Below are 21,301 nucleotides of genomic sequence, written 5' to 3'. Positions count from 1 at the left end.
ACTGGCTTGCAGTGGTTGTCGGGGATAGGCCGAGACAGCGCTATCTCAAACAACAAGAGCTTGGAACCATGCCCGAACATCCGCTACATCGCTTCTTTTCCTCGCAACGGCCCAGGCCGACGTTCGAGTGGGAGCGTTACCAGCAGCGCGATGTGCTGATCATCGATCACCCCCGTTGCCAGGCGGTGTTCAGCCGCCAGGGCGCGCAACTGCTGCACTTTCAGCCGGCTGGGGAGCGGCCGTGGCTGTGGTGCGCCGAGCAGTGGCCGCAGGTGGGGGCGATCCGCGGGGGCGTGCCGGTGTGCTGGCCCTGGTATGGCCGCCACCCCAGCGAAGATTTGTGGCCGGCCCATGGCTGGGCTCGGCTGCTGGACTGGAAGCTGGTGGACAGCCGCGAGGACGAGGAGGGCGTGACCCTGAAGTGGCGCCTGGACCTGTGCGACTGGCAGGTCGACCTGCAGGCCCGGCTGGGCAGCCGCATGGAGCTGAGCCTGAGCACCGAGCACCAGGACAGCGAGCCGTGCCAGCTGAGCCATGCGCTGCTGGCCTACTGGCGTATCAGTGACGTTGCCGAGATAGCGCTGTCTGGGCTGGAAGACATCGAAGGCTACGACCGCCTCAACCGCCAGGCCTGCCGCGAGGGTGGCGCCTTGAAGCTCAAGGGCGGCTGCCAGAAGGTCTACCCGGGCACGCCACGGGTGCAGCTGCAGGACCCGGCCTGGCAGCGCGAGCTGTGCATCGACACCGGCGACAGCGACGACACGGTGGTCTGGCACCCCGGCAACCGCCCGTTGATGGGCGTGAGCGGGCGCGAGAGCCAGGGCTTCGTCTGCGTCGAGGCGGCCAGCGGCAGCGGCGAGGGCCTGAGCCTGGCGCCGGGGCAGCGCGCCCATTTGCGGCTGCAGGCGCACCGGCTCAGTTGAGTTCGTCGTCCTCGATCGGGTAACGGCTGGCGTTGAGGCTTTCCTTGATCTTGCGCAGGTGCGGCTGGAAGTCCACGCCACGGCGCAGGGTCATGCCGGTGGCCAGCACGTCGAGCACGGTGAGCTGGATGATCCGCGAGGTCATCGGCATGTAGATGTCGGTGTCTTCGGGCAGCGGAATATGCAGGCTCAGGCTGCAGGCCTGGGCCAGCGGCGAGCCAGCGGCGGTGAGGCCGAGCACCGAGGCGCCGTTTTCCCGCGCCAGGCGCGCCACCTCGACCAGTTCGCGGGTGCGCCCGGTGTAGGAGATGATCACGAACAGGTCGCCGGTGTGGGCCACCGAGGCCAGCATGCGCTGCATCAGCACGTCGGCGTGGGCCGACACCGCCAGGTTGAAGCGGAAGAACTTGTGCTGGGCATCCAGCGCCACCGGCGCCGAAGCGCCGAGGCCGAAGAAGTGGATCTGCCGGGCCTGGATCATCATGTCCACGGCGCGGCTGACCTGCTGCGGGTCGAGTTGCTGGCAGGCGGCGTCGAGCGAGGCGATGGCGCTGCCGAAGATTTTCTGGGTGTAGGCCGCCGGGTCATCGTCGGCTTCCACCGCACGGCTGACGTAGGCCGCGCCGCTGGCCAGGCTCTGCGCCAGTTGCAGCTTGAGCTCCGGGTAGCCGTTGACGCCGAACGAGCGGCAGAAGCGGTTGACGGTCGGCTCGCTGACCTTGGCCGCCTGGGCCAGCGCGGCAATGCTGAAGCGGGTGGCTTGTTGCGGGTTGAGCAGGATGACTTCGGCGACTTTGCGTTCGGCCTTATTCAGCTCGTCGAGGCGTCCCTGGATCTGCTCCAGGAGGTTTCGCACGCGGTCCATGGGGATGTCCTTGGGTCGGGAAGACAGCCGGCTGACGGAGCAGCAGGCTTTTTGCAGGGTCATGTATCGTACTGTTGGTGCGGGTGGCGCACCACTTGTCTGTAACCTTTGTGTGTAATGTTGTGGTTTTTACTACATTATTCCTTGAAAACCGTATGTGAAAGCGGTATTCCTAGACCAACTTTAGGAAAGAACCAACATCATGGCTGCGATCAGTGTCGAACCTTGCACCTTTGCCCTGTTTGGCGCCCTGGGCGACCTGGCATTGCGCAAGCTGTTTCCTGCGCTCTACCAGCTCGACCGCGCCCACCTGCTGCACGCCGATACCCGCCTGCTGGCCCTGGCCCGCGAGGCCGGCAGTGCCCAGGAGCATCTGGCTACCATCGAAACCCACCTGCGCCGGCACGTCGCCGACGCCGACCTGGAGCCTGCGGCGCTGGAGCGTTTTCTCGCCCGCCTCCGTTACCAGCACCTGGACTTCCTCCAGCCAGAGGGCTACCAGGCCCTGGCCGAGCAGGCTCCCGGCGAGCAGCCGCTGATCGCCTACTTCGCCACCGCCGCCGCGGTGTATGGCGCGATCTGCGAAAACCTCGACAAGGCGGGCCTCGCCGCACGCACCCGGGTGGTGCTGGAAAAGCCCATCGGCCACGACCTGGAGTCGTCCCGCCGGGTCAACGATGCGGTGGCGCGCTTCTTCCCGGAAAGCCGGGTGTACCGCATCGACCACTACCTGGGCAAAGAGACGGTGCAGAACCTGATCGCCCTGCGCTTTGCCAACAGCCTGTTCGAAACCCAGTGGAACCAGAATTCGATTTCCCACGTGGAGATCACCGTGGCCGAAAAGGTCGGCATCGAAGGCCGCTGGGGTTACTTCGACAAGGCCGGGCAACTGCGCGACATGATCCAGAATCACCTGCTGCAGCTGCTGTGCCTGATCGCCATGGACCCGCCCAGCGACCTCTCGGCCGACAGCATCCGCGACGAGAAGGTCAAGGTGCTCAAGGCGCTGGCGCCGATCACCGGCGACGGCCTGAGCACCCGCGTGGTGCGCGGCCAGTACATTGCCGGCTACAGCGACGGCAAGGCGGTGCCCGGCTACCTCGAGGAAGACAACGCCAACGCCCAGAGCGACACCGAAACCTTCGTCGCCCTGCGCGCCGACATCCGCAACTGGCGCTGGTCCGGCGTGCCGTTCTACCTGCGCACCGGCAAGCGCATGCCGCAGAAACTCTCGCAGATCGTCATCCACTTCAAGGAAACACCGCACTACATCTTCGCCCCCGAGCAGCGCCTGCAGATCGGCAACAAGCTGATCATCCGCCTGCAACCGGACGAGGGCATTTCCTTGCGGGTGATGACCAAGGAGCAGGGCCTGGACAAGGGCATGCAGCTGCGCAGCGGGCCGCTGCAACTGAATTTTTCCGACACCTGGCGTACTGCGCGGATTCCGGATGCCTACGAGCGCTTGCTGCTCGAAGTGATGCGTGGCAACCAGAACCTGTTCGTGCGCAAGGATGAGATCGAGTACGCCTGGAAGTGGTGCGACCAGCTCATCGCCGGCTGGCGCAACGCGGGCGATGCCCCCAAGCCGTATGCGGCGGGCACCTGGGGGCCAATGAGTTCGATTGCATTGATCACACGTGATGGGAGGGCGTGGTATGGGGATATCTGAGCTGAAATTGCCGGCAAGCGTGAAGGCGCATGCACTGGCTGACGCCAAGGCGCTATCGACGACCCTGGCGCGTGATGTGGCCGAGCGCCTGCGCGCGGCGATCAGTGCCAAGGGCCAGGCGTGCCTGGTGCTGTCGGGCGGCCGTAGCCCGGTGCCGTTTCTCGAACAGCTGGCTACCGAGGTGCTGGACTGGCCGAAGGTGACCGTTAGCCTGGCCGACGAGCGCTGGGTGCCGGTGGAACACGCCGACAGCAACGCCGGCCTGCTGGCCCGCCACCTGTTCAAGGGGGCGGCGGCCAAGGCGCGTTTCCTTGGCCTTTACCGCCAGGCCGAGAGCCTCGATGCAGCCGCGCTGGGCGCCGACCAGGCGCTGGCCGCGCTGCCAGCCATCGATGTGCTGGTGTTGGGCATGGGCGACGATGGCCATACCGCGTCGCTGTTCCCCAGCAGCCCCAACCTGGCCGAGGGCCTGGCGCGCGACAGCCAGCGCCGCTGCCTGGCGATGCTGGCGCCGAGCGTGCCGCACCAGCGCCTGTCGATGACCCGTTCGCTGCTGGCCAGCGCTGGCTTCATCGCGCTGTCCGTGCAAGGCCCGGGCAAACTCGCTACCCTGCGCGCCGCGCTGGCGGGCAACGATATTACCGAAATGCCGATTCGCGCCTTTCTTCACGACCCCCTGGACATCTACTGGTGCCCATGAGCCAAGGATCCACTGTCATGACCACCCTTGAACGCCCACAGCCCAAGCTCTCGATGGCCGAGAAAGCTGCCCGGATCGATGCGATCTGCGGCGCGGCGCGCATTCTGCCGGTAATCACCATCGCCCGTGAGCAAGACATCCTGCCGCTGGCCGACGCCCTGGCTGCCGGCGGCATCCGCACCCTGGAAGTGACCTTGCGCTCCCAGCATGGCCTGAAGGCCATCCAGGTGCTGCGCGAGCAGCGCCCGGAGTTGTGCGTGGGCGCCGGTACCGTGCTCGATCGCAGCATGTTCGCGGCGGTTGAAGCGGCTGGCGCGCAGTTCGTCGTCACCCCGGGCATCACCCCGGACATTCTCGAAGCGGGCGTGGACAGCGAGATCCCGCTGCTGCCTGGCATCAGCACGCCGTCGGAAATCATGATGGGTTATGCCCTGGGCTACCGCCGCTTCAAGCTGTTCCCCGCGGAAATCAGCGGTGGCGTGGCGGCGATCAAGGCCTTTGCCGGCCCGTTTGGGGATATCCGCTTCTGCCCGACGGGCGGGGTGAACCCTGCCAATGTGCGCAACTACATGGCCTTGCCCAATGTGATGTGCGTGGGCGGGACCTGGATGCTCGACAGCAGCTGGATAAAGAACGGCGAGTGGGCGCGGATCGAGGCGTGCAGCGCCGAGGCCATGGCGCTGCTGGACTGAAAGCGAATTCGTTGTGTGCTTTACGGCTTATGGGGCGCTTGGTCGGCGCCCCTTTTTTTTGCCTGCAGGTTTTGTGTGGGTTGGGCTGGCCCTATCGCCGGCAAGCCGGCTCCCACAGAAGCTGCGGGGGGACTTGTGGGAGCCGGCTTGCCGGCGATGGGGCCGGTACAGGCAATAAAAAAGCCCGCATCCAGGATGCGGGCTCTTGAGCACCAACCGGCAGCTTACGCCGCCTTGGCCTCTTGCTGGCTCAGCGAGCGGTTCAGCGCACTGAACAGTGCCTTGAAGCTGGCGGTGGTGATGTTCTCATCGATACCCACGCCATGCACCGGGCGGCCACCGGCCACGCGCAGTTCGATGTAGGCCGCCGCCTTGGCGTTGGTGCCGGCACCGATGGCGTGCTCGTTGTAGTCCATGATCTCCACGGCAACCGGCAGGCCGGCCACCAGGGCTTCCAGGGCGCCATTGCCCTTGCCGCGCCAGTGCAGGGTGGTTTCGCCTTCGCCGGCAACTTCCACTTCCACGGCGCTGTGGCCGTTTTCTTCCTGCAGGCGGTGGCTGACCAGGGCATACGGGCTGTTGGCCTGGAGGTATTCCTTGTGCAGCAGGCTGTAGATCTGCTGGGCGGTCATTTCCAGGCCCAGGCGGTCGGTTTCACCCTGCACCACCTGGCTGAACTCGATCTGCATGCGGCGCGGCAGGCTGATGCCGTATTCCTGCTCGAGCAGGTAGGTGATACCGCCCTTGCCGGACTGGCTGTTGACGCGGATCACCGCCTCGTAGCTGCGGCCGATGTCGGCCGGGTCGATCGGCAGGTACGGCACTTCCCACAGCTCGCCTTCCTGCTGCTTGGCGAAGCCCTTGCGGATGGCGTCCTGGTGCGAGCCGGAGAAGGCGGTGTGGACCAGATCACCGACGTAAGGGTGGCGCGGGTGCACCGGCAGCTGGTTGCACTCTTCGACCACCTTGCGCACGCCGTCGATGTCGGAGAAGTCCAGGCCAGGGTCGATGCCCTGGGTGTAGAGGTTCAGCGCCAGGGTCACCAGGTCGACGTTGCCGGTGCGCTCGCCGTTGCCGAACAGGCAGCCTTCGGCGCGGTCGGCGCCGGCCATCAGGCCCAGTTCGGTAGCGGCGATGCCGGTGCCACGGTCGTTGTGGCAGTGCAGGCTGATGATCACGCTGTCGCGGCGGCTGATGTTGCGGCAGAACCACTCGATCTGGTCGGCGTAGATGTTCGGCGTGGCGACTTCCACGGTGGCCGGCAGATTGAGGATGAGCTTGTGCTCAGGGGTCGGGTTCCACACTTCGATGACGGCGTCGCAGACTTCCTTGGCGAACTCCAGCTCCGTGGCGCTGAAGGTCTCGGGCGAGTACTGGAAGGTCCACTGGGTTTCCGGCTGCTGGGCGGCGTATTTGACGAACAGCTTGGCCGCGTTCACCGCGATGTCCTTCACGCCTTGCTTGTCCTGGTTGAAGACGATGCGGCGGAACGACGGGCTGGTGGCGTTGTACAGGTGAACGATGGCCTTCTTGGCCCCGCGCAGCGATTCGAAGGTGCGCGCGATCAGGTCTTCACGGGCCTGGGTGAGCACCTGGATGGTGGTGTCGTCCGGGATGTGGCCGTCTTCGATCAGGGTGCGCACGAAGTCGAAGTCGGTTTGCGAAGCGGACGGGAACGAGGCTTCGATTTCCTTCACGCCAACCTGCACCAGGGTCTTCCAGAAGCGCAGCTTCTTCTCCGAGTCCATCGGCTCGATCAGCGACTGGTTGCCATCACGCAGGTCGGAGCTGCACCAGATCGGCGCTTCGGTGATGGTCTTCGACGGCCAGGTACGGTCAGGCAGGTCGATGGTCGGGAAAGCGCGGTATTTCTTCGATGGGTCTTTGAGCATGGACATGGAAGCAATCCTTTTATGTGCGGCCGAGATCGGGCCTGCCGAGCGATAACGAGATGAGGAGGCGAGGCGACGCGATTCAGCCTGGTAGTCGGGCGCTGACCAGGCAGAGGCTGCGATGTTGTCGGAGCAGGATGAGGGTGCTGAAGGTTTTCATGCCTTCAACCCTAACCAGTGGGGTCAGGGATGGCAAGTGCTGGCAGAAAATTGAGAGAAATGCTTAAAAAAGGCCGGATGGCGAGATTTTATGGCTAAGAATCTTTTCGAGCTTTTAATGTGTTGCGCGGTATTTTTTGATCGCGCAAGCGCCGCGTTGGCCTCATCGCCGGCAAGCCGGCTCCCACAAGGGCAGAGGCGCCGCGACCTCAGGGCTGGAACGCACCGATGAAGATCGCCGGGTCCACCCGCGCATCGTTGAGGCTGACGTTCCAGTGCATGTGCGGCCCGGTCGCGCGCCCGGTCGAGCCGACCCGGCCGACCACATCGCCACGGCGCAACGGCTGGCCGACATTCACATCGATCTTCGACATGTGGCAGAACATGCTGATGAAGCCTTGCCCATGGTCGACGAACACCGTGCGCCCGTTGAAGAAGTAGTCACCCACCAGGATCACCTTGCCATTGGCCGGGGTCTTGATCGGCGTGCCCGCCGGCACCGCGAAGTCCAGCCCGGCATGCGGGTTGCGTTCCTCGCCATTGAAGAAGCGGCGCACGCCGAACTTGCTCGACAGCGGCCCGCTGACCGGCTTGTCCAGCACCAGGTTGCTCGGCAGGTTGGGGCTGAAGCTGCGGTAGGCCTTGATCTGCTCGGCCAGCTCGCGGTCGATGCGCTTGAGGTCGTCCGGGTTCGGGTTGACCTGGCGGGTGTTCTTCAAGGTGATGTGCTGCTCGGGGTACTTCTTGCTGCCAACCGTGAAGGGCAGGGTGCGCCCGCCCTGGGTCAGCACGGCGGTGCCGGGCTTCTGGGTCAGCGGAATGCCGACGATGGCCAGCCAGTTGTCCTGCTCCTTGACCACCAGCACCGGCTTGCCATCGAAGCGTGCGCCGGGCGCGGCGGCCGCCGGGCCGAGGTCGACCACGGCCACGCCACCGGGCACAGGCTTGTTCAGGGTGCGGGTGATGTAGCTGGCCTGGGCACCACTGGCCACCAGCAGGAGAGAAAGGGCGAGCAGGGGCGCGAGCAGGCGAGGCATGTGTCAGTCCAGTAGAGAGAGGGTGACCGGGGTCAGGTGGTTGTCCTCGACCCGCACCTGCAGCTCGCCTTCGTTCAGGCGCGCGGTCAGGCGCTGGCCGTTGCGGGTCTGCTCGGCGCTGCGGATGGCCTGGCCGCGCTCGTCGAGCAGGATGCTGTAGCCGCGCGCCAGGGTGGCCAGCGGGCTGACCACCTGCAGCGTCTGCAGCTGCGCCTGGAAGCGCTGGCGGCGGTCCTTGAGCACCTCGCGCATGGCCCGTGGCAGGCGCTCGGCGAGGCTGTCCAGGCGCTGGCCGAGCAGCTTCAGGGTGCGCCCGGGGTGCTGCGCGGCCAGGCGCGTGTCGAGGCGCCCCAGGCGCTCGCGGCGCTGGTTGAGGTTGAGCAGGAAGGCCCGGCGCAGGCGCATGTCCAGGTCGTCCAGGCGCTGGGCCTGCTGGCGCAGGCGCTCGCCGGGGTGGCGCAGGCGCCGGGCCAGCGAATCCAGGCGCAGGCGGTCATGGGTCAGGCGGTTCTGCATGCGCAGCAGCAGGCGCCGTTGCAGGCCGTCCAGGCGCTGCTGCAGGCCACTGTTGTCGGGCGCCAGCAGCTCGGCGGCGGCCGACGGCGTGGGCGCGCGCACGTCGGCGACGAAGTCGCTGATCGACACGTCGGTTTCATGGCCCACGGCGCTGACGATCGGCGTCACGCAGGCGGCCACGGCGCGCGCCACGGCTTCTTCGTTGAAGCACCAGAGGTCTTCCAGCGAGCCGCCGCCGCGGGCCAGGATCAGCGCGTCGAAGCCCAGCCGGTCGGCCTGCTGCAACGCGCGCACGATCTGCTTGATCGCCTCGCGGCCCTGCACGGCGGTGGGGATCAGGTTCAGCTCGACCTGCGGTGCGCGGCGGGCGAACACGCTGATGATGTCGCGGATCACCGCGCCAGTGGGCGAGGTGATGATGCCGATGCGCCGTGGGTGGGCGGGCAGCGGCTGCTTGCGTTCGGCGCTGAACAGCCCCTCGGCACCGAGCTTTTCCTTCAGTGCCTCGAAGGCCAGGCGCAGGGCGCCGTCACCGGCCGGTTCCACCGTGTCGAGGATCAGCTGGTAGTCGCCACGCCCTTCGAACAGCGAAACCTTGCCGCGCACCCGCACCGCCAGGCCATCGCGCAGGGCCTGGCGCACGCGCGTGGCGCTCTGGCGGAACAGCGCGCAGCGCACCTGGGCGCCGCTGTCCTTGAGGGTGAAGTACATGTGGCCGGAGGCCGGGCGGGCGAGGTTGGAAATCTCGCCTTCCACCCAGACGCTGCGGAACACGTCTTCCAGCAGCACGCGGGCGCGGCCGTTGAGCTGGCTGACGGTGAGGACCTCGCGGTCCAGGCCGAGTCGTTCGAAGGGGTCTTTGATCATGGCGGGCATCATAAAGGACATCAGGCCCGCTTGTCTGTCCCGGCCCTGTCGCCGGCAAGCCGGCTCCCACAAGGTCGGCGCTGATCCCTGTGGCGTCGGCTTGCCGGCAATCGGGCCAGGACGCGCTACCCTGTGCCTGCCTCTTCTGGAACTGACCCCATGCTTGCCCAACTCTCGCTGTCCGCATTCGACTGGCTGCCCATCCTCCTGGCCATCGCCGTGGCCTACATCGTCTTCGGCATCGCCGGCTTCGGCACCGCGCTGGTCGCCGGCCCCGTGCTGATCCACTTCATGCCCCTGTCGCGGATCATCCCGCTGCTGGTGTTGCTGGATTTCGTCGCCGCCTTCGGCAACCTGCTGCCTTCGCGCCGCGACGTGGTGCGCAGCGAACTACTGCGCCTGCTGCCATGCATGGCCATCGGCTGCACCTTGGGCGTGATATTCCTGCTGCACCTCAAGAGCGACCTGCTGCTGTTGCTGATGGGCCTTTTCGTGACGGCCTATGCGCTCTACATGCTGGCCGTGAAGGTACGTCCGGCAAGGCTTGCGGGCTTCTGGGCGGTGCCGATGGGCACGGTGGGCGGGTTGTTCGGTGCCTTGTTCGGCAGCGGCGGCTTCCTTTATGCCATCTACCTCAGTGCCCGGCTTGAAGTGAAAGAGCAGGTGCGCGCCACCCAGAGCGCGCTCATCAGTTGCAGCACCGTGGTGCGCCTGTCGCTGTTCCTGATCGCTGGCGTGTATGCCGACACCGGCCTGCTGCTACTCGCCGCCTGCCTGTTGCCGGTGATGTTCGCAGGCCTCTGGGCCGGCCGCCGGCTGAGCCTGAAACTGTCCCGCGAAGCCTTCGTGCGCCTGGTCACCTGGCTGGTGCTGGCCAGCGGCCTGGCGCTGATCGGTCGCTACCTGAGTGCCTGAGCGGTAGAATTGCGCATTACCGCTATTCCCAGGCCCGTTTCGCCCATGAACACCCAGAGCATCATCGTCCCCAAACTCTCCACCGTACCGGTGCACGAGGCCCGCGCCAGGGCCATCGTGCGCTGGCTAGTGCGCGAGAAAATCGTCGAAGAGCAGTTGAGCACCTGCGCTCGCACCGGCAACCGCATGGGCCACGCCCTGGCGGCCGGGGCGCACAAGGTCGCGCTGCACCCCGAGAAGCTGCCGTTCGGCGAGCCGGTCAATGGCCTGGAAGTGATGCTCAAGCGCTGCATCTACACGCCTACCGAGGGCTTCCTGGAAGAAGCCGGCTGCCCGCAGTGCCGGCGCGAGGTGGGCGAGCCTCTGTTCGAAAGCCTGGAAGAGTGGATGCCGGGGGTGAGCGACAACTTCACCTGCCCGCTGTGCGGCTTCGAGGACGACATCAATGGCTTCCTTTACTTGCAGCCATGTGCCTTTTCCAACCTCGGGTTCATCTTCAACAACTGGGGCGAGGCCGGGTTTACCCAGGCCTTTCTCGACAGCTTTGCCGACTGGCTCGACCAGCCAGTGGCGGTGGTGCAGGTAAAACTGCCAGATCGCTGACCGAAGGCCCTTATTTTGCATTGAGCGGCGCGCCGTGGATGAGTATAATGGCGCGCTTCCATTTTTCCCGCCCGGGAGCCCCCGCGATGCTGCGTATCAGCCAAGAAGCCCTGACCTTCGACGATATCCTCCTTGTACCTGGCTATTCCGAGGTACTGCCTAATGAAGTCAGTCTCAAGACCCGTTTGACCCGTGGCATCGAGCTGAACATTCCGCTGGTATCCGCCGCCATGGACACCGTGACCGAAGCGCGCCTGGCCATTGCCATGGCCCAGGAAGGCGGTATCGGCATCATCCACAAGAACATGACCATCGAGCAGCAGGCCGGCGAAGTGCGCAAGGTCAAGAAGTTCGAGGCTGGCGTGGTCAAGGACCCGATCACCATCGAAGCCGACGCCACCGTGCGCGACCTGTTCGACCTGACCCGCCTGAACAACATTTCGGGTGTTCCGGTGCTGGAGAACGGCGACCTGGTCGGTATCGTCACCTCCCGTGACGTGCGTTTCGAAACCCGCCTGGATGCCAAGGTACGCGACGTGATGACGCCTAAAGAGCGCCTGGTCACCGTCCGCGAAGGCGCCGACAAGAACGAAGTCCGCGAGCTGCTGCACAAGCACCGCCTGGAAAAAGTCCTGATCGTCGACGAGAAGTTCAGCCTCAAGGGCATGATGACCGTCAAGGACATCGAAAAGGCCAAGGCCTACCCGCTGGCCAGCAAGGACGACCAGGGTCGCCTGCGCGTCGGCGCTGCGGTCGGCACCGGCAAGGACACCGGCGAGCGCGTTGCCGCCCTGGTTGCCGCCGGCGTTGACGTGGTGGTGGTCGACACCGCCCACGGCCATTCCAAAGGCGTGATCGACCGCGTTCGCTGGGTCAAGGAAACCTACCCGCAAGTGCAGGTGATCGGCGGCAACATCGCCACCGGCGCTGCGGCCAAGGCCCTGGCTGAAGCCGGCGCCGACGCCGTCAAGGTCGGTATCGGCCCAGGCTCGATCTGCACCACCCGCATCGTCGCCGGTGTCGGCGTGCCGCAGATCAGCGCCATCGCCAACGTCGCCGCCGCACTGGAAGGCACTGGCGTGCCGCTGATCGCCGATGGCGGCATCCGTTTCTCGGGTGACCTGTCCAAGGCCATCGTCGCCGGTGCGTCCTGCGTGATGATGGGTTCGATGTTCGCCGGTACCGAAGAAGCACCGGGCGAAGTCGAGCTGTTCCAGGGCCGTTCCTACAAGGCCTACCGCGGCATGGGCTCGCTGGGTGCCATGGCACAGGCGCAAGGCTCCTCCGACCGCTACTTCCAGGACTCCTCGGCCGGCGCCGAGAAGCTGGTACCGGAAGGCATCGAAGGCCGCGTGCCGTACAAGGGCGCCCTGGCCGCGATCATCCACCAGCTGATGGGCGGCCTGCGTTCGTCCATGGGCTACACCGGCAGCGCGACCATCGAAGAGATGCGTACCAAGCCGGAATTCGTGCGCATCACCGGTGCCGGCATGGCCGAGTCCCACGTGCATGACGTGCAGATCACCAAAGAAGCCCCTAACTACCGCGTAGGCTGAGGTTTCTAGCAATAACCGAACGGGGCTGTCACGAACAGCCCCGCGTCGTTTCCGATTTCCACTGACGAGATTGAGTCATGGCCCTCGACATTCACGCTCACCGTATCCTCATCCTCGATTTCGGTTCCCAGTACACCCAGCTGATCGCCCGCCGCGTGCGCGAAATCGGCGTGTACTGCGAACTGCACCCGTTCGACATGGACGATGAAGCGATCCGCGAATTCAACCCGCGCGGCATCATCCTCGCCGGCGGCCCCGAGTCGGTCCACGAAGCCAACAGCCCGCGCGCGCCGCAGGCTGTGTTCGACCTGAACGTACCGCTGCTGGGCATCTGCTACGGCATGCAGACCATGGCCGAGCAGCTGGGCGGCAAGGTCGAAGGTTCCGACCTGCGTGAGTTCGGTTATGCCCGTGTCGACGTGGTCGGCAAGAGCCGCCTGCTCGATGGCATCGAAGACCACGTCGACGACGACGGCGTACTGGGCCTGGACGTGTGGATGAGCCACGGCGACAAGGTCACCCAGATGCCGGGCGACTTCCACGTGCTGGCCAGCACCCCGAGCTGCCCGATCGCCGGCATGTTCGACGATGCCCGCGGCTACTACGGCGTGCAGTTCCACCCGGAAGTGACCCACACCAAGCAGGGCGGTCGCATCCTGTCCCGCTTCGTGCAGGACATCTGCGGCTGCGAAGCCCTGTGGACCCCCTCCAACATCGTCGAAGACGCCATCGCCCAGGTGCGTGAGCAAGTCGGTTCGGCCAACGTCCTGCTGGGCCTGTCCGGCGGCGTCGACAGCTCCGTGGTTGCCGCGCTGCTGCACCGCGCCATCGGCGACCAGCTGACCTGCGTATTCGTCGACAACGGCCTGCTGCGCCTGCACGAAGGCGACCAGGTGATGGCCATGTTCAAGGAGAACATGGGCGTCAAAGTGATCCGCGCCGACGCCGAGAAGCAGTTCCTCGACAACCTGGAAGGCGAAGCGGACCCGGAGAAGAAGCGCAAAATCATCGGCCGCACCTTCATCGACGTGTTCGATGCCGAAGCCAGCAAGCTGGACAACATCCAGTTCCTCGCCCAGGGCACCATCTACCCGGACGTGATCGAGTCGGCTGGCGCCAAGAGCGGCAAGGCCCACGTGATCAAGTCGCACCACAACGTCGGTGGCCTGCCGGAGGAAATGAACCTCAAGCTGGTCGAGCCGCTGCGTGAGCTGTTCAAGGACGAAGTGCGCAAGATCGGCCTGGAGCTGGGCCTGCCCTACGACATGGTCTACCGCCACCCGTTCCCGGGCCCGGGCCTGGGCGTGCGGATCCTCGGTGAAGTGAAGAAGGAATACGCCGACATCCTGCGTCGCGCTGACCACATCTTCATCGAAGAGCTGCGCAAGGCCGACTGGTACCACAAGACCAGCCAGGCCTTCGTGGTGTTCCAGCCGGTCAAGTCGGTGGGCGTCGTCGGCGACGGCCGCCGCTACGCCTGGGTCGTCGCACTGCGCGCCGTGGAAACCGTGGACTTCATGACCGCACGTTGGGCGCACCTGCCCTACGAGCTGCTGGAAACCGTCAGCGGCCGCATCATCAACGAAATCGACGGCATCTCCCGCGTCACCTACGACGTGTCGAGCAAGCCGCCAGCCACCATCGAGTGGGAGTGATCGCTAGCCGGTGCTGACCGGCAAGCGCTTGCTGAAAACGCCAAGGGCCCGCACTCGTGCGGGCCCTTGGCGTTTGTGCACGGCGCTGAGGTTAAATGGCTGATGCCGCCTCGGCGGCGGGCGCGTCTGGCGAACGCACAACCCAGTCGCCTGCGGCCGTCGTTTCCAGTTGCGGCACCTTGGATGGGGTTGCCGCCGTGGCTTGGGCGAAAGCGCTCAACTGCTCGATCAAGCGCTGAGGCAGGCCCACGATCTCGCTGACCTGTTCGTTGTCGATGCCGCCTCTGAGCGCACGCATCGCCGTTTGAACCTGCCTCTCGCGGATGGCAATGTCACGCATCCTCGATTGGCTCTGGTCGATGAGAACCGCCTTGGCCAGGCTCGCCTGCCTTAGCAGTTCAGGGAAAACCGCTTGCATGCGCTGGCGCTGCTCACTCACCGCTTGGGCGGTACTGCCACCATGGACCTGTTCGCCAAGGCATTCGGCCAGCCCAGCGATCTGGGCAAAATGCGTTTGCAGCACGAGCGTATTGCCCTGCGTATCGATCAACTGGTCTTGCCCGTCAGGGCCTTGCTGCGAGAGCGGCACATACAGGTCGCGCATTTGCGCGACCATCTGTTCGAATGTCTCGTGAACGCTTTGCAGGTACTTGTCGGCTTCGCGGGCATATTGCTCGAGCTGATCCTGCAGCGCTTGCATTTGCGCAATGGAGCGCGCGCTCATGAACAGCTCGAACGCGGTCATGAACATGCCGAAATAGCGCGCCGTGGCGGCAAGCCGGTTTACCCATTGCGCAGCGCTCGAGAGTTCGGCGGTGCCCGCCACGGTGGTTACCGGGCGATTGGCGGCGCCGATCACGGTCATCTCGATGCCAGGCTGTGCCAGTGGCGCAGATGACAGCATCTGGCTGAACGACAGCCGGCGAAGCTCGCCGATGAACAGGGTGGTGCGTAGCGCATTGAGGCTGAAGGACAGCGCTTTCTTGGTGCCGCCACCCGCCGAGTAGAGTGTGCGCCAGCTATCGACCGGAAGCTTGAGGCTCGGTTGGTCGGGCGGGGCGACGCGATTCATGGTCTTGATTTCCCGGCCTAGCTGCTCCGCTACGTCCTGCAGGTAGCTGCTGGCCGCCTGGCCGAACGCTTGGCAATCGCCAAGGCTCTGCTCGAGGCATTTGAGACGCAAGGACGCCAGTTTGAGTGCTTGGGTGCGCTGCCCGGAGGCCTTTTCGTGGAAGCTCTGGATGACGTAGCTCACGCCTTGGGTGATGTCGTTGAAGAGGGTCATGATGCTTGCTCCTTGTAGGGGCGGCAGAAAGCGAAGGCGCGCAACGCCTCGCGCTCGCAGCGAGCGCGAGGCGTACCTGGGATCAAGCGTCGATCAGCTCGAGGTTACCCTGTTTGTTCATGAACAGATTGGGGGCTGTTGCTGCTTGCGGATGTTGCTCCACATAGGCAGCCAACTGATCGAGCAGGCCAGGCTCCAGCTCGACCGTGTCAGCGACCTCCTCCAGCGGCCGTTTGCGGCGTAGCATCTTGAACGCCATGCGCACCTGGTCCTGAAGCGTTGCCAGCACTGTCATGCTCTGGGTGAGGGCAGGCACCAACACGGCCTTGAGTGTCGATTGGTTTTGCACCAGGCGAAGCCGCACATCCTGGAATGCCTTGTCATCGGTGGCATTTTGCTGGGTGATGAGTTCGGTGAGGCTTTCGATGTCGGCAAGGAAGTCTTCGAGCAGAAAATCCCGCTCGGGCGCGCCAGGCAGGCGCACGACATGCTTGCCGTTTTCCACCTTGGTGACGCCCTCGTAGGTGGCCCGCAATGCCCCGCACAGCGCCAGCAGCTCGACCTTGATCTGCTTGAGCAGCGTGTCCAGCTCCTGAATGTTGCTTTCCACCTCTTTCTGCGCGTTGCGGATGTTTGCCACTTCGATGCCTTGCAGCACCGTTTGCAGCGCCGCCGCCACCAATCCTGCATAGAAGGCGACCTTGCCGACCATGTTGGTGACCCGCAGTGCGGTGCTGGCAGTTTCGGTGACTTCGCTGGCTACCGTGGCCACGTTGGCCCCGGCGTTCAGCCGCGCGATGCCCTGAATCAGCACCATTTCGACCTCGGCCCCCGAGGCGACTGCGTTGACCGGTGTCGAGGACACCCGCCCCATTAGCGACCACAAACGGGAGGTGCCAATGGCGAGGTACGAGCCGGTGGCCACGACGCTGGTGATTCCCGAGGTGAACAGCGAGATGCGCTTGCCGATGTCCACGCCTTCCGCGAAGGCGCCGGTGGGTTCGACATGGAAAATGTTCTTGAACTGCTGCGCCTGCAGCAGCAGATGCTGGATGACTTCGTTGTAACCGGCGGTCAGAAGCCCATACAGAATCTGTACGTCGCGAATGTCCTGCTGCATGAACCTCAGCTGCTGGCATGTCTGCTCGAGGCGCTTTTTGCGCTCGCTGGTAAACAGCTCATGCCAGCCGGCCACTGCATCGTTCAAGCCGATCATGATGCTGTCGCCGATACCTGTCTCGACTGCTACTTCACTCATTGCGCGATCACTCCTGTTGAACGTTGAGGGTGGATGCGGTGTTGAAACACTCAGGCTGCAAGGATCTTGATGCTGCCGTCGCGGCCGCATTCGAATCGAGGTTGTTGCCGCGGGTTGGCCTTGACGAAATCGATCACGTTTTCCAGTGCATCTGGCGAGAGATCGAAGATGTCCTGCAGCTGTTCGAGCGGCATGCCGCTTCGCAAGGCGTTGACCGCTTTGAGCAAATGGGTGGCGGCGACGCTTTGGTCAATGGTGTGCTGTTTGATGGCGACGATCAGGTGGGCATGGACGAATCGATTATCCTGCTCGACCTGTTCACGCATGGTGTTGAACGCGCTGCGGTTTTCCGAATCCTGCTCGCGCGCCAACAGCAGAAGCTTGCGTAAACGGTCGTAGAAGCTTTCGAGCTCCAGTCGTTTGAGCCCATCGAGAGAATCAACCACGACATGCCGGCCAGCTTGGAGCGGCATGAGAGGGTCGTAGGTCGACTGCAGGTCCTGGATGACGGCTTCCACCTCGATGGCCAGGTCCGACAACAGCTGTTTGAGCTTGGCCGTTTCCTCATCCAGTATGCGGGCCTGCTCGCGCAGGTGTGCTACTTCCATGCCTTGCAGCACGGTCTGCAGCACGGTGGTGATGACGGCGGTGACCACGAACACCTTGCCGGCGATCATGGCCACGCTTGCCACGCGCAAGGCTGTCGACCCAAGCCATACCGTTGCGGCCAGTTGCCCGGCGCCGCTGCTGACCGATGACACGGTATGAATGACGTGCTCGGCGTTACCTTGCGAAGCGCTTGGGTCGTAGCCCAGATGCAGGTTGAGGTTGCTGGCCTGTGCGGCGAGGGCGCCGATCGCGTCCTGGTGGGTGTCGCAAACGGTTTTGAGTACGGCTTCCAGCGACTTGATGTCTTCGATCAGAAAGCTGAAGCGACGATGGGCTGCCTCGACCTTTTCCTGACGGCTGTGGGTGAAGAGTTCGGCCCAGCCGCAGACGGCATCGTCGATCCCGGTCCAGATAGCGTTCAATAAGCCCATTTCACTCATCCTTGACTGCTGCGTCGGGAGGAAGGGGGATGATGTTATATTGATATTGTTTTCCAGTGATATACGGTTTTGTTCTTAAGCCATGAGCGCTAAATGCCAACCCGTTAACACTTCACTTAAACTTTCCCATTTGCAGGTGTATCGTATTCGCCCTTCACCGCCAGCCATGCTGGCTGCTTGATTGCGCCGAAACGAGGTACCTGCACCGATGTCCTTTACCCGTCGACAAATGCTCAAGGGCCTGACCGGCCTTGCTGTGGTAGGCCTGGGCGCCGGGGGCGCTGCGCGCTACTGGCTGGGCAAGGTGGAGGACGAGAACGCCGGGCACGACTACGAGCTGATCGCCGCGCCCCTGGACGTGGAGCTGGTGCCTGGCTTCAAGACCGAGGCCTGGGCCTTCGGCCCCTCGGCGCCGGGCACCGAACTGCGGGTACGCCAGGGCACCTGGCTGCGGGTGCGCTTCATCAACCACCTGCCGGTGGAAACCACCATTCACTGGCACGGCATCCGCCTGCCGCTGGAAATGGACGGCGTGCCCTATGTGTCGCAGCTGCCGGTCAAGCCGGGCGAGTACTTCGACTACAAGTTCCGCGTGCCGGATGCCGGCAGCTACTGGTATCACCCGCACGTCAGCAGCTCCGAGGAGCTGGGCCGTGGCCTGGTCGGCCCGCTGATCGTCGAGGAGCGCGAGCCCACCGGTTTTCTCCACGAGCGCACGCTGAGCCTGAAGAACTGGCACGTGGACGAGCAGGGCGCCTGGCTGCCGTTCAGCATCCCCCGCGAAGCGGCGCGCAACGGCACCGCCGGGCGCCTGATCACCATCAACGGCCAGGCCGATTCGGTGACCGAGCTGCCGGCCGGGCAGGTGGTGCGCCTGCGCCTGCTGAACCTGGACAACACCTGGACCTACCGGCTCAACCTCAAGGGCAACTGCGAAGCGAAGATCTACGCCCTGGACGGCAACCCGGTGACCCCGCGGCCCATGGACGACGAGTACTGGCTGGGCCCTGGCATGCGCATCTGCCTGGCGATTCGCATCCCCGAGGCGGGCGAGGAAATTTCCCTGCGTGACGGTTTCGTGCGCCTGGGCACGCTGCGTTCGGTGGCCAGCAACGACGCGCCGAGCGACTGGCCGCCAGCACTGCCGGCCAACCCGGTGGCCGAGCCGGACCTGGCGAATGCCGAGAAGCTCAACTTCAATTTCGAATGGGTCGGCAAGGTGTCGGTGAACACCGAAAATGGCAAGCCGCCAAGCCTGTGGCAGATCAACGGCCAGGCCTGGGACATCACCGACAAGACCTGCGCCGACCGCCCGATCGCCACGCTGCAGAAGGGCAAGAGCTACATCTTCGAGCTGAAGAACATGACCCAGTACCAGCACCCGATCCACCTGCACGGCATGAGCTTCAAGGTGATCGCCTCCAACCGCCGCGACATCGTCGAGCCGTGGTTCACCGACACCTACCTGCTGGGCAAGAACGAACGCGCCCAGGTGGCGCTGGTGGCCGATAACCCTGGCACCTGGATGTTCCACTGCCATGTCATCGACCACATGGAAACCGGCCTGATGGCCGCGATCGCGGTGGTCTGATGCGCCCGCAGATCATCGATCGCAGCCGCGATCAGGAATTCATGCGCCTGGCCCTGGGCCTGGCGGCAGAAGGCGCCGCACTGGGCGAGGTGCCGGTGGGGGCGGTGGTGGTGCAGCATGGCCAGGTGATCGGGCAGGGTTTCAACCGGCCGATCCTCGACAGCGACCCCAGCGCCCATGCCGAGATGGTGGCCATCCGCGCGGCGGCCAAGGCCGCGAGCAATTATCGCCTGCCGGGCAGTACGTTGTACGTGACGCTGGAGCCTTGCAGCATGTGCGCAGGGTTGATCGTGCATTCGCGGGTGGCGCGGGTGGTGTACGGAGCGCTGGAGCCCAAGGCGGGGATCGTGCAGAGCCAGGGGCAGTTCTTCAGCCAAGGTTTTCTCAACCACCGGGTGATGTTCGAGGGTGGGGTGCTGGCCGAGGAGTGCGGGCAGATCTTGAGCGAGTTCTTCAAGGCCCGGCGGGCCAAGGGCTGATAGGTTCTGGCCCTGTCGCCGGCTTGCCGGCGACAGCGCGCTGAAGCCTTACATCGGCGGCGACTGATCCGCCGGCTTGTCCTTGTTGACCCCAGGCACATGCAAGTTGCCCTCGGCCATCTGGCCTTCGAGCTGCGGCTGGGTCACCCAGGTAAGGATGTCGTAGTAACGGCGGATGTTGGCCACGAAGTGCACGGGCTCGCCCCCGCGGGCATAACCGTACTTGGTCTGCCGGTACCACTGCTTCTGCGACAGGCGCGGCAGCATCTTCTTCACGTCCAGCCACTTGTTCGGGTTGAGCTTCTCGCGCTTGGCCAGCGTGCGGGCGTCTTCCAGGTGGCCGGTGCCGACGTTGTAGGCGGCCAGGGCGAACCAGGTGCGGTCCGGCTCCTGAATGCTGTCGTCGAGTTCGGCCTTGATCTTCATGAAGTACTTGGCGCCGCCCTGGATGCTCTGGCGGGGGTCCAGGCGGTTGGACACGCCCATGGCCTGGGCGGTGCGCTGGGTCAGCATCATCAGGCCGCGCACGCCGGTCTTGGAGGTGACCTCGGGCTGCCACATCGATTCCTGGTAGCCGATCGCCGCCAGCAGGCGCCAGTCGACCTGCTCGACCTTGGCGTAGCTCTTGAAGTGCTTCTCGTACTTGGGCAGGCGCTGCTGCAGGTGCTGGGCGAAGGTATAGGCACCGACATAGCCCAATACATCGACATGGCCGTAGTAGCGGTCTTTCAGGCGCTGCAGGGTGCCGTTCTTCTGCGCCTTGTCGAGGTATTCGTTGACCTCGTTGAGCAGGCTGTTGTCATCGCCTGCCGCCACGGCCCAGCGCTGGTCGCGGGTGTCGCCCAGGTCGAAGGCGACCCGCACGTTGGGGAAGTACACCTGGTTCATCGCCAGTTCGTTGGAATCGACCAGGGTCAGGTCGATCTGGCCTTCATCGACCATGCGCAGCAGGTCGACCACCTCGACCGCATCGGATTCTTCGTATTCCAGGCCCGGGTACTGCTTTTTCAGCTCGGCCAGCTGGTCGGCGTGGCTGCTGCCCTTGAGCACCATGATCTTCTTGCCCACCAGGCCCTTGGCATCGGTGGGGCGCGGCCGGCCGTTGCGGTAGATGACCTGCGGGGTGACTTCGAGGTAAGGGTGGGAGAACTTGGCCTGGGCCTTGCGCCGCTCGCTGCTGACCAGGCCCGCTGCCGCCAGTACCGGGCCGGAGGGCTTGCCGAGGTCGTCGAACAGCTCGTCGAGGTTGTCGGCCGTCTCGATCTCCAGCTTGACGCCGAGATCGTCGGCAAAATGCTTGACCAGTTCGTATTCGAAGCCGGTTTCGCCGTTGCGGTCCTGGAAGTAGGTGGCCGGGCTGTTGCGGGTAATTACACGCAGCACACCATCCTCCTTCACGCGCTCGAGGGTGCTGGGTTTTTCAACACAGGCACCGAGCATCAGAAAGAGTCCGGTTGCGAAGAGCCATTTGGCGCAACGCTGGCGCAAAGCAGTGTGGGCGAACATAGGTTGCAGTATACGCAAAGGACTGGCCCAGCCATATCTCGACAACAGATAGCTTGTCTGCTAGCGCGTTATGTGGTGGCC

18 protein-coding genes are annotated in these 21,301 nt (G+C 64.6%); 10 read left to right on the top strand and 8 right to left on the bottom strand.

Features of this window, described 5'->3' with window-relative positions; genetic code table 11:
• Positions 1–68 precede the first annotated feature (68 nt).
• A complete protein-coding gene (locus tag ACIPG5_RS07900) occupies positions 69–923 on the top strand; it encodes a D-hexose-6-phosphate mutarotase (protein ID WP_236236834.1) in 855 nt (284 codons plus the stop codon).
• On the opposite strand, the gene hexR is transcribed toward ACIPG5_RS07900, so the two are convergent.
• Positions 916–1,779 (bottom strand): DNA-binding transcriptional regulator HexR, encoded by an 864-nt coding sequence (gene hexR / locus ACIPG5_RS07895; protein ID WP_176514750.1) that lies wholly within the window; start codon positions 1,777–1,779, stop codon positions 916–918. The two genes, ACIPG5_RS07900 and hexR, sit on opposite strands and share 8 nt — an antisense overlap.
• Before the next feature lie 211 nt (positions 1,780–1,990).
• On the opposite strand from hexR, the gene zwf reads away from it, so the two are divergent.
• Genes zwf through ACIPG5_RS07880 form a run of 3 tightly spaced genes read left to right on the top strand, consistent with a single transcriptional unit; the run spans position 1,991 to position 4,852 of the window.
• Positions 1,991–3,460, top strand: coding sequence for a glucose-6-phosphate dehydrogenase (gene zwf / locus ACIPG5_RS07890; RefSeq protein WP_176514678.1), 1,470 nt, complete (start codon positions 1,991–1,993; stop codon positions 3,458–3,460).
• The gene (gene pgl, locus ACIPG5_RS07885; RefSeq protein ID WP_401374138.1) at positions 3,447–4,160 is read left to right on the top strand and encodes a 6-phosphogluconolactonase; all 714 of its coding nucleotides are present in this window, start codon (positions 3,447–3,449) and stop codon (positions 4,158–4,160) included. Before zwf ends, pgl begins: the two co-directional genes overlap by 14 nt.
• A gap of 17 nt (positions 4,161–4,177) precedes the next feature.
• On the top strand, positions 4,178–4,852 hold the full coding sequence (locus ACIPG5_RS07880) for a bifunctional 4-hydroxy-2-oxoglutarate aldolase/2-dehydro-3-deoxy-phosphogluconate aldolase (protein ID WP_176514680.1): 675 nt from the start codon (positions 4,178–4,180) through the stop codon (positions 4,850–4,852).
• A gap of 224 nt (positions 4,853–5,076) precedes the next feature.
• Here ACIPG5_RS07880 and leuA read toward each other — a convergent pair whose 3' ends face one another.
• The 3 genes from leuA to xseA form a co-directional block, all read right to left on the bottom strand.
• A complete protein-coding gene (gene leuA, locus ACIPG5_RS07875) occupies positions 5,077–6,750 on the bottom strand; it encodes a 2-isopropylmalate synthase (protein ID WP_176514682.1) in 1,674 nt (557 codons plus the stop codon).
• A gap of 362 nt (positions 6,751–7,112) precedes the next feature.
• Positions 7,113–7,940, bottom strand: a complete 828-nt coding sequence (locus tag ACIPG5_RS07870; protein WP_401374134.1) for a peptidoglycan DD-metalloendopeptidase family protein — start codon at positions 7,938–7,940, stop codon at positions 7,113–7,115.
• 3 nt (positions 7,941–7,943) lie between these two features.
• Positions 7,944–9,323, bottom strand: coding sequence for an exodeoxyribonuclease VII large subunit (gene xseA / locus ACIPG5_RS07865; RefSeq protein WP_176514686.1), 1,380 nt, complete (start codon positions 9,321–9,323; stop codon positions 7,944–7,946).
• 159 nt (positions 9,324–9,482) lie between these two features.
• Here xseA and ACIPG5_RS07860 point away from each other — a divergent pair, with 159 nt between their 5' ends.
• The 4 genes from ACIPG5_RS07860 (at position 9,483) to guaA (ending at position 14,052) form a co-directional block, all read left to right on the top strand.
• Complete coding sequence (locus ACIPG5_RS07860; protein WP_286913701.1) at positions 9,483–10,238, top strand: sulfite exporter TauE/SafE family protein; 756 nt, start codon at positions 9,483–9,485, stop codon at positions 10,236–10,238.
• 45 nt (positions 10,239–10,283) lie between these two features.
• Complete coding sequence (locus ACIPG5_RS07855; RefSeq protein ID WP_401374130.1) at positions 10,284–10,841, top strand: sugar ABC transporter ATPase; 558 nt, start codon at positions 10,284–10,286, stop codon at positions 10,839–10,841.
• Positions 10,842–10,927: 86 nt separating this feature from the next.
• Positions 10,928–12,397 carry an IMP dehydrogenase gene (guaB, locus tag ACIPG5_RS07850; protein WP_176514689.1) on the top strand — a complete coding sequence of 490 codons (1,470 nt, stop codon included), beginning with the start codon at positions 10,928–10,930 and terminating at the stop codon, positions 12,395–12,397.
• 77 nt (positions 12,398–12,474) lie between these two features.
• Positions 12,475–14,052 (top strand): glutamine-hydrolyzing GMP synthase, encoded by a 1,578-nt coding sequence (guaA, locus tag ACIPG5_RS07845; protein ID WP_176514690.1) that lies wholly within the window; start codon positions 12,475–12,477, stop codon positions 14,050–14,052.
• Positions 14,053–14,143: 91 nt separating this feature from the next.
• Here guaA and ACIPG5_RS07840 read toward each other — a convergent pair whose 3' ends face one another.
• The 3 genes from ACIPG5_RS07840 to ACIPG5_RS07830 form a co-directional block, all read right to left on the bottom strand.
• Positions 14,144–15,337, bottom strand: coding sequence for a hypothetical protein (locus ACIPG5_RS07840; protein ID WP_176514691.1), 1,194 nt, complete (start codon positions 15,335–15,337; stop codon positions 14,144–14,146).
• A gap of 82 nt (positions 15,338–15,419) precedes the next feature.
• Positions 15,420–16,595, bottom strand: coding sequence for a hypothetical protein (locus ACIPG5_RS07835; protein WP_401374125.1), 1,176 nt, complete (start codon positions 16,593–16,595; stop codon positions 15,420–15,422).
• A gap of 50 nt (positions 16,596–16,645) precedes the next feature.
• Positions 16,646–17,635, bottom strand: coding sequence for a hypothetical protein (locus tag ACIPG5_RS07830; protein WP_401374122.1), 990 nt, complete (start codon positions 17,633–17,635; stop codon positions 16,646–16,648).
• A gap of 217 nt (positions 17,636–17,852) precedes the next feature.
• Between ACIPG5_RS07830 and ACIPG5_RS07825 the strand changes: the two genes are divergently transcribed.
• Positions 17,853–19,235, top strand: coding sequence for a multicopper oxidase family protein (locus tag ACIPG5_RS07825; RefSeq protein WP_314620079.1), 1,383 nt, complete (start codon positions 17,853–17,855; stop codon positions 19,233–19,235).
• The gene (tadA, locus tag ACIPG5_RS07820; protein WP_401374119.1) at positions 19,235–19,714 is read left to right on the top strand and encodes a tRNA adenosine(34) deaminase TadA; all 480 of its coding nucleotides are present in this window, start codon (positions 19,235–19,237) and stop codon (positions 19,712–19,714) included. The genes ACIPG5_RS07825 and tadA overlap by 1 nt, the downstream gene beginning before the upstream one ends.
• 48 nt (positions 19,715–19,762) lie before the next feature.
• On the opposite strand, the gene mltF is transcribed toward tadA, so the two are convergent.
• Positions 19,763–21,220 carry a membrane-bound lytic murein transglycosylase MltF gene (gene mltF, locus ACIPG5_RS07815; protein ID WP_176514699.1) on the bottom strand — a complete coding sequence of 486 codons (1,458 nt, stop codon included), beginning with the start codon at positions 21,218–21,220 and terminating at the stop codon, positions 19,763–19,765.
• Positions 21,221–21,301: the final 81 nt, after the last annotated feature.

The organism is Pseudomonas sp. NPDC087029 (assembly GCF_044745345.1).
In the GTDB taxonomy this organism is placed as follows: domain Bacteria; phylum Pseudomonadota; class Gammaproteobacteria; order Pseudomonadales; family Pseudomonadaceae; genus Aquipseudomonas; species Aquipseudomonas faucium.
Note: the sequence above shows the minus strand (reverse complement) of the source record. Positions and strands in the feature narration are given on the sequence as shown.

What these genes read in the sequence shown, in the direction of transcription:
- ACIPG5_RS07900 (WP_236236834.1), top strand. Translation starts at nt 69, where the DNA reads ATGCCCGAACATCCGCTACATCGCTTCTTTTCCTCGCAACGGCCCAGG.
- zwf (WP_176514678.1), top strand. Translation starts at nt 1,991, where the DNA reads ATGGCTGCGATCAGTGTCGAACCTTGCACCTTTGCCCTGTTTGGCGCC.
- pgl (WP_401374138.1), top strand. Translation starts at nt 3,447, where the DNA reads ATGGGGATATCTGAGCTGAAATTGCCGGCAAGCGTGAAGGCGCATGCA.
- ACIPG5_RS07880 (WP_176514680.1), top strand. Translation starts at nt 4,178, where the DNA reads ATGACCACCCTTGAACGCCCACAGCCCAAGCTCTCGATGGCCGAGAAA.
- leuA (WP_176514682.1), bottom strand. Translation starts at nt 6,750, where the DNA reads ATGTCCATGCTCAAAGACCCATCGAAGAAATACCGCGCTTTCCCGACC.
- ACIPG5_RS07870 (WP_401374134.1), bottom strand. Translation starts at nt 7,940, where the DNA reads ATGCCTCGCCTGCTCGCGCCCCTGCTCGCCCTTTCTCTCCTGCTGGTG.
- xseA (WP_176514686.1), bottom strand. Translation starts at nt 9,323, where the DNA reads ATGATCAAAGACCCCTTCGAACGACTCGGCCTGGACCGCGAGGTCCTC.
- ACIPG5_RS07860 (WP_286913701.1), top strand. Translation starts at nt 9,483, where the DNA reads ATGCTTGCCCAACTCTCGCTGTCCGCATTCGACTGGCTGCCCATCCTC.
- ACIPG5_RS07855 (WP_401374130.1), top strand. Translation starts at nt 10,284, where the DNA reads ATGAACACCCAGAGCATCATCGTCCCCAAACTCTCCACCGTACCGGTG.
- guaB (WP_176514689.1), top strand. Translation starts at nt 10,928, where the DNA reads ATGCTGCGTATCAGCCAAGAAGCCCTGACCTTCGACGATATCCTCCTT.
- guaA (WP_176514690.1), top strand. Translation starts at nt 12,475, where the DNA reads ATGGCCCTCGACATTCACGCTCACCGTATCCTCATCCTCGATTTCGGT.
- ACIPG5_RS07840 (WP_176514691.1), bottom strand. Translation starts at nt 15,337, where the DNA reads ATGACCCTCTTCAACGACATCACCCAAGGCGTGAGCTACGTCATCCAG.
- ACIPG5_RS07835 (WP_401374125.1), bottom strand. Translation starts at nt 16,595, where the DNA reads ATGAGTGAAGTAGCAGTCGAGACAGGTATCGGCGACAGCATCATGATC.
- ACIPG5_RS07830 (WP_401374122.1), bottom strand. Translation starts at nt 17,635, where the DNA reads ATGGGCTTATTGAACGCTATCTGGACCGGGATCGACGATGCCGTCTGC.
- ACIPG5_RS07825 (WP_314620079.1), top strand. Translation starts at nt 17,853, where the DNA reads ATGTCCTTTACCCGTCGACAAATGCTCAAGGGCCTGACCGGCCTTGCT.
- tadA (WP_401374119.1), top strand. Translation starts at nt 19,235, where the DNA reads ATGCGCCCGCAGATCATCGATCGCAGCCGCGATCAGGAATTCATGCGC.
- mltF (WP_176514699.1), bottom strand. Translation starts at nt 21,220, where the DNA reads ATGTTCGCCCACACTGCTTTGCGCCAGCGTTGCGCCAAATGGCTCTTC.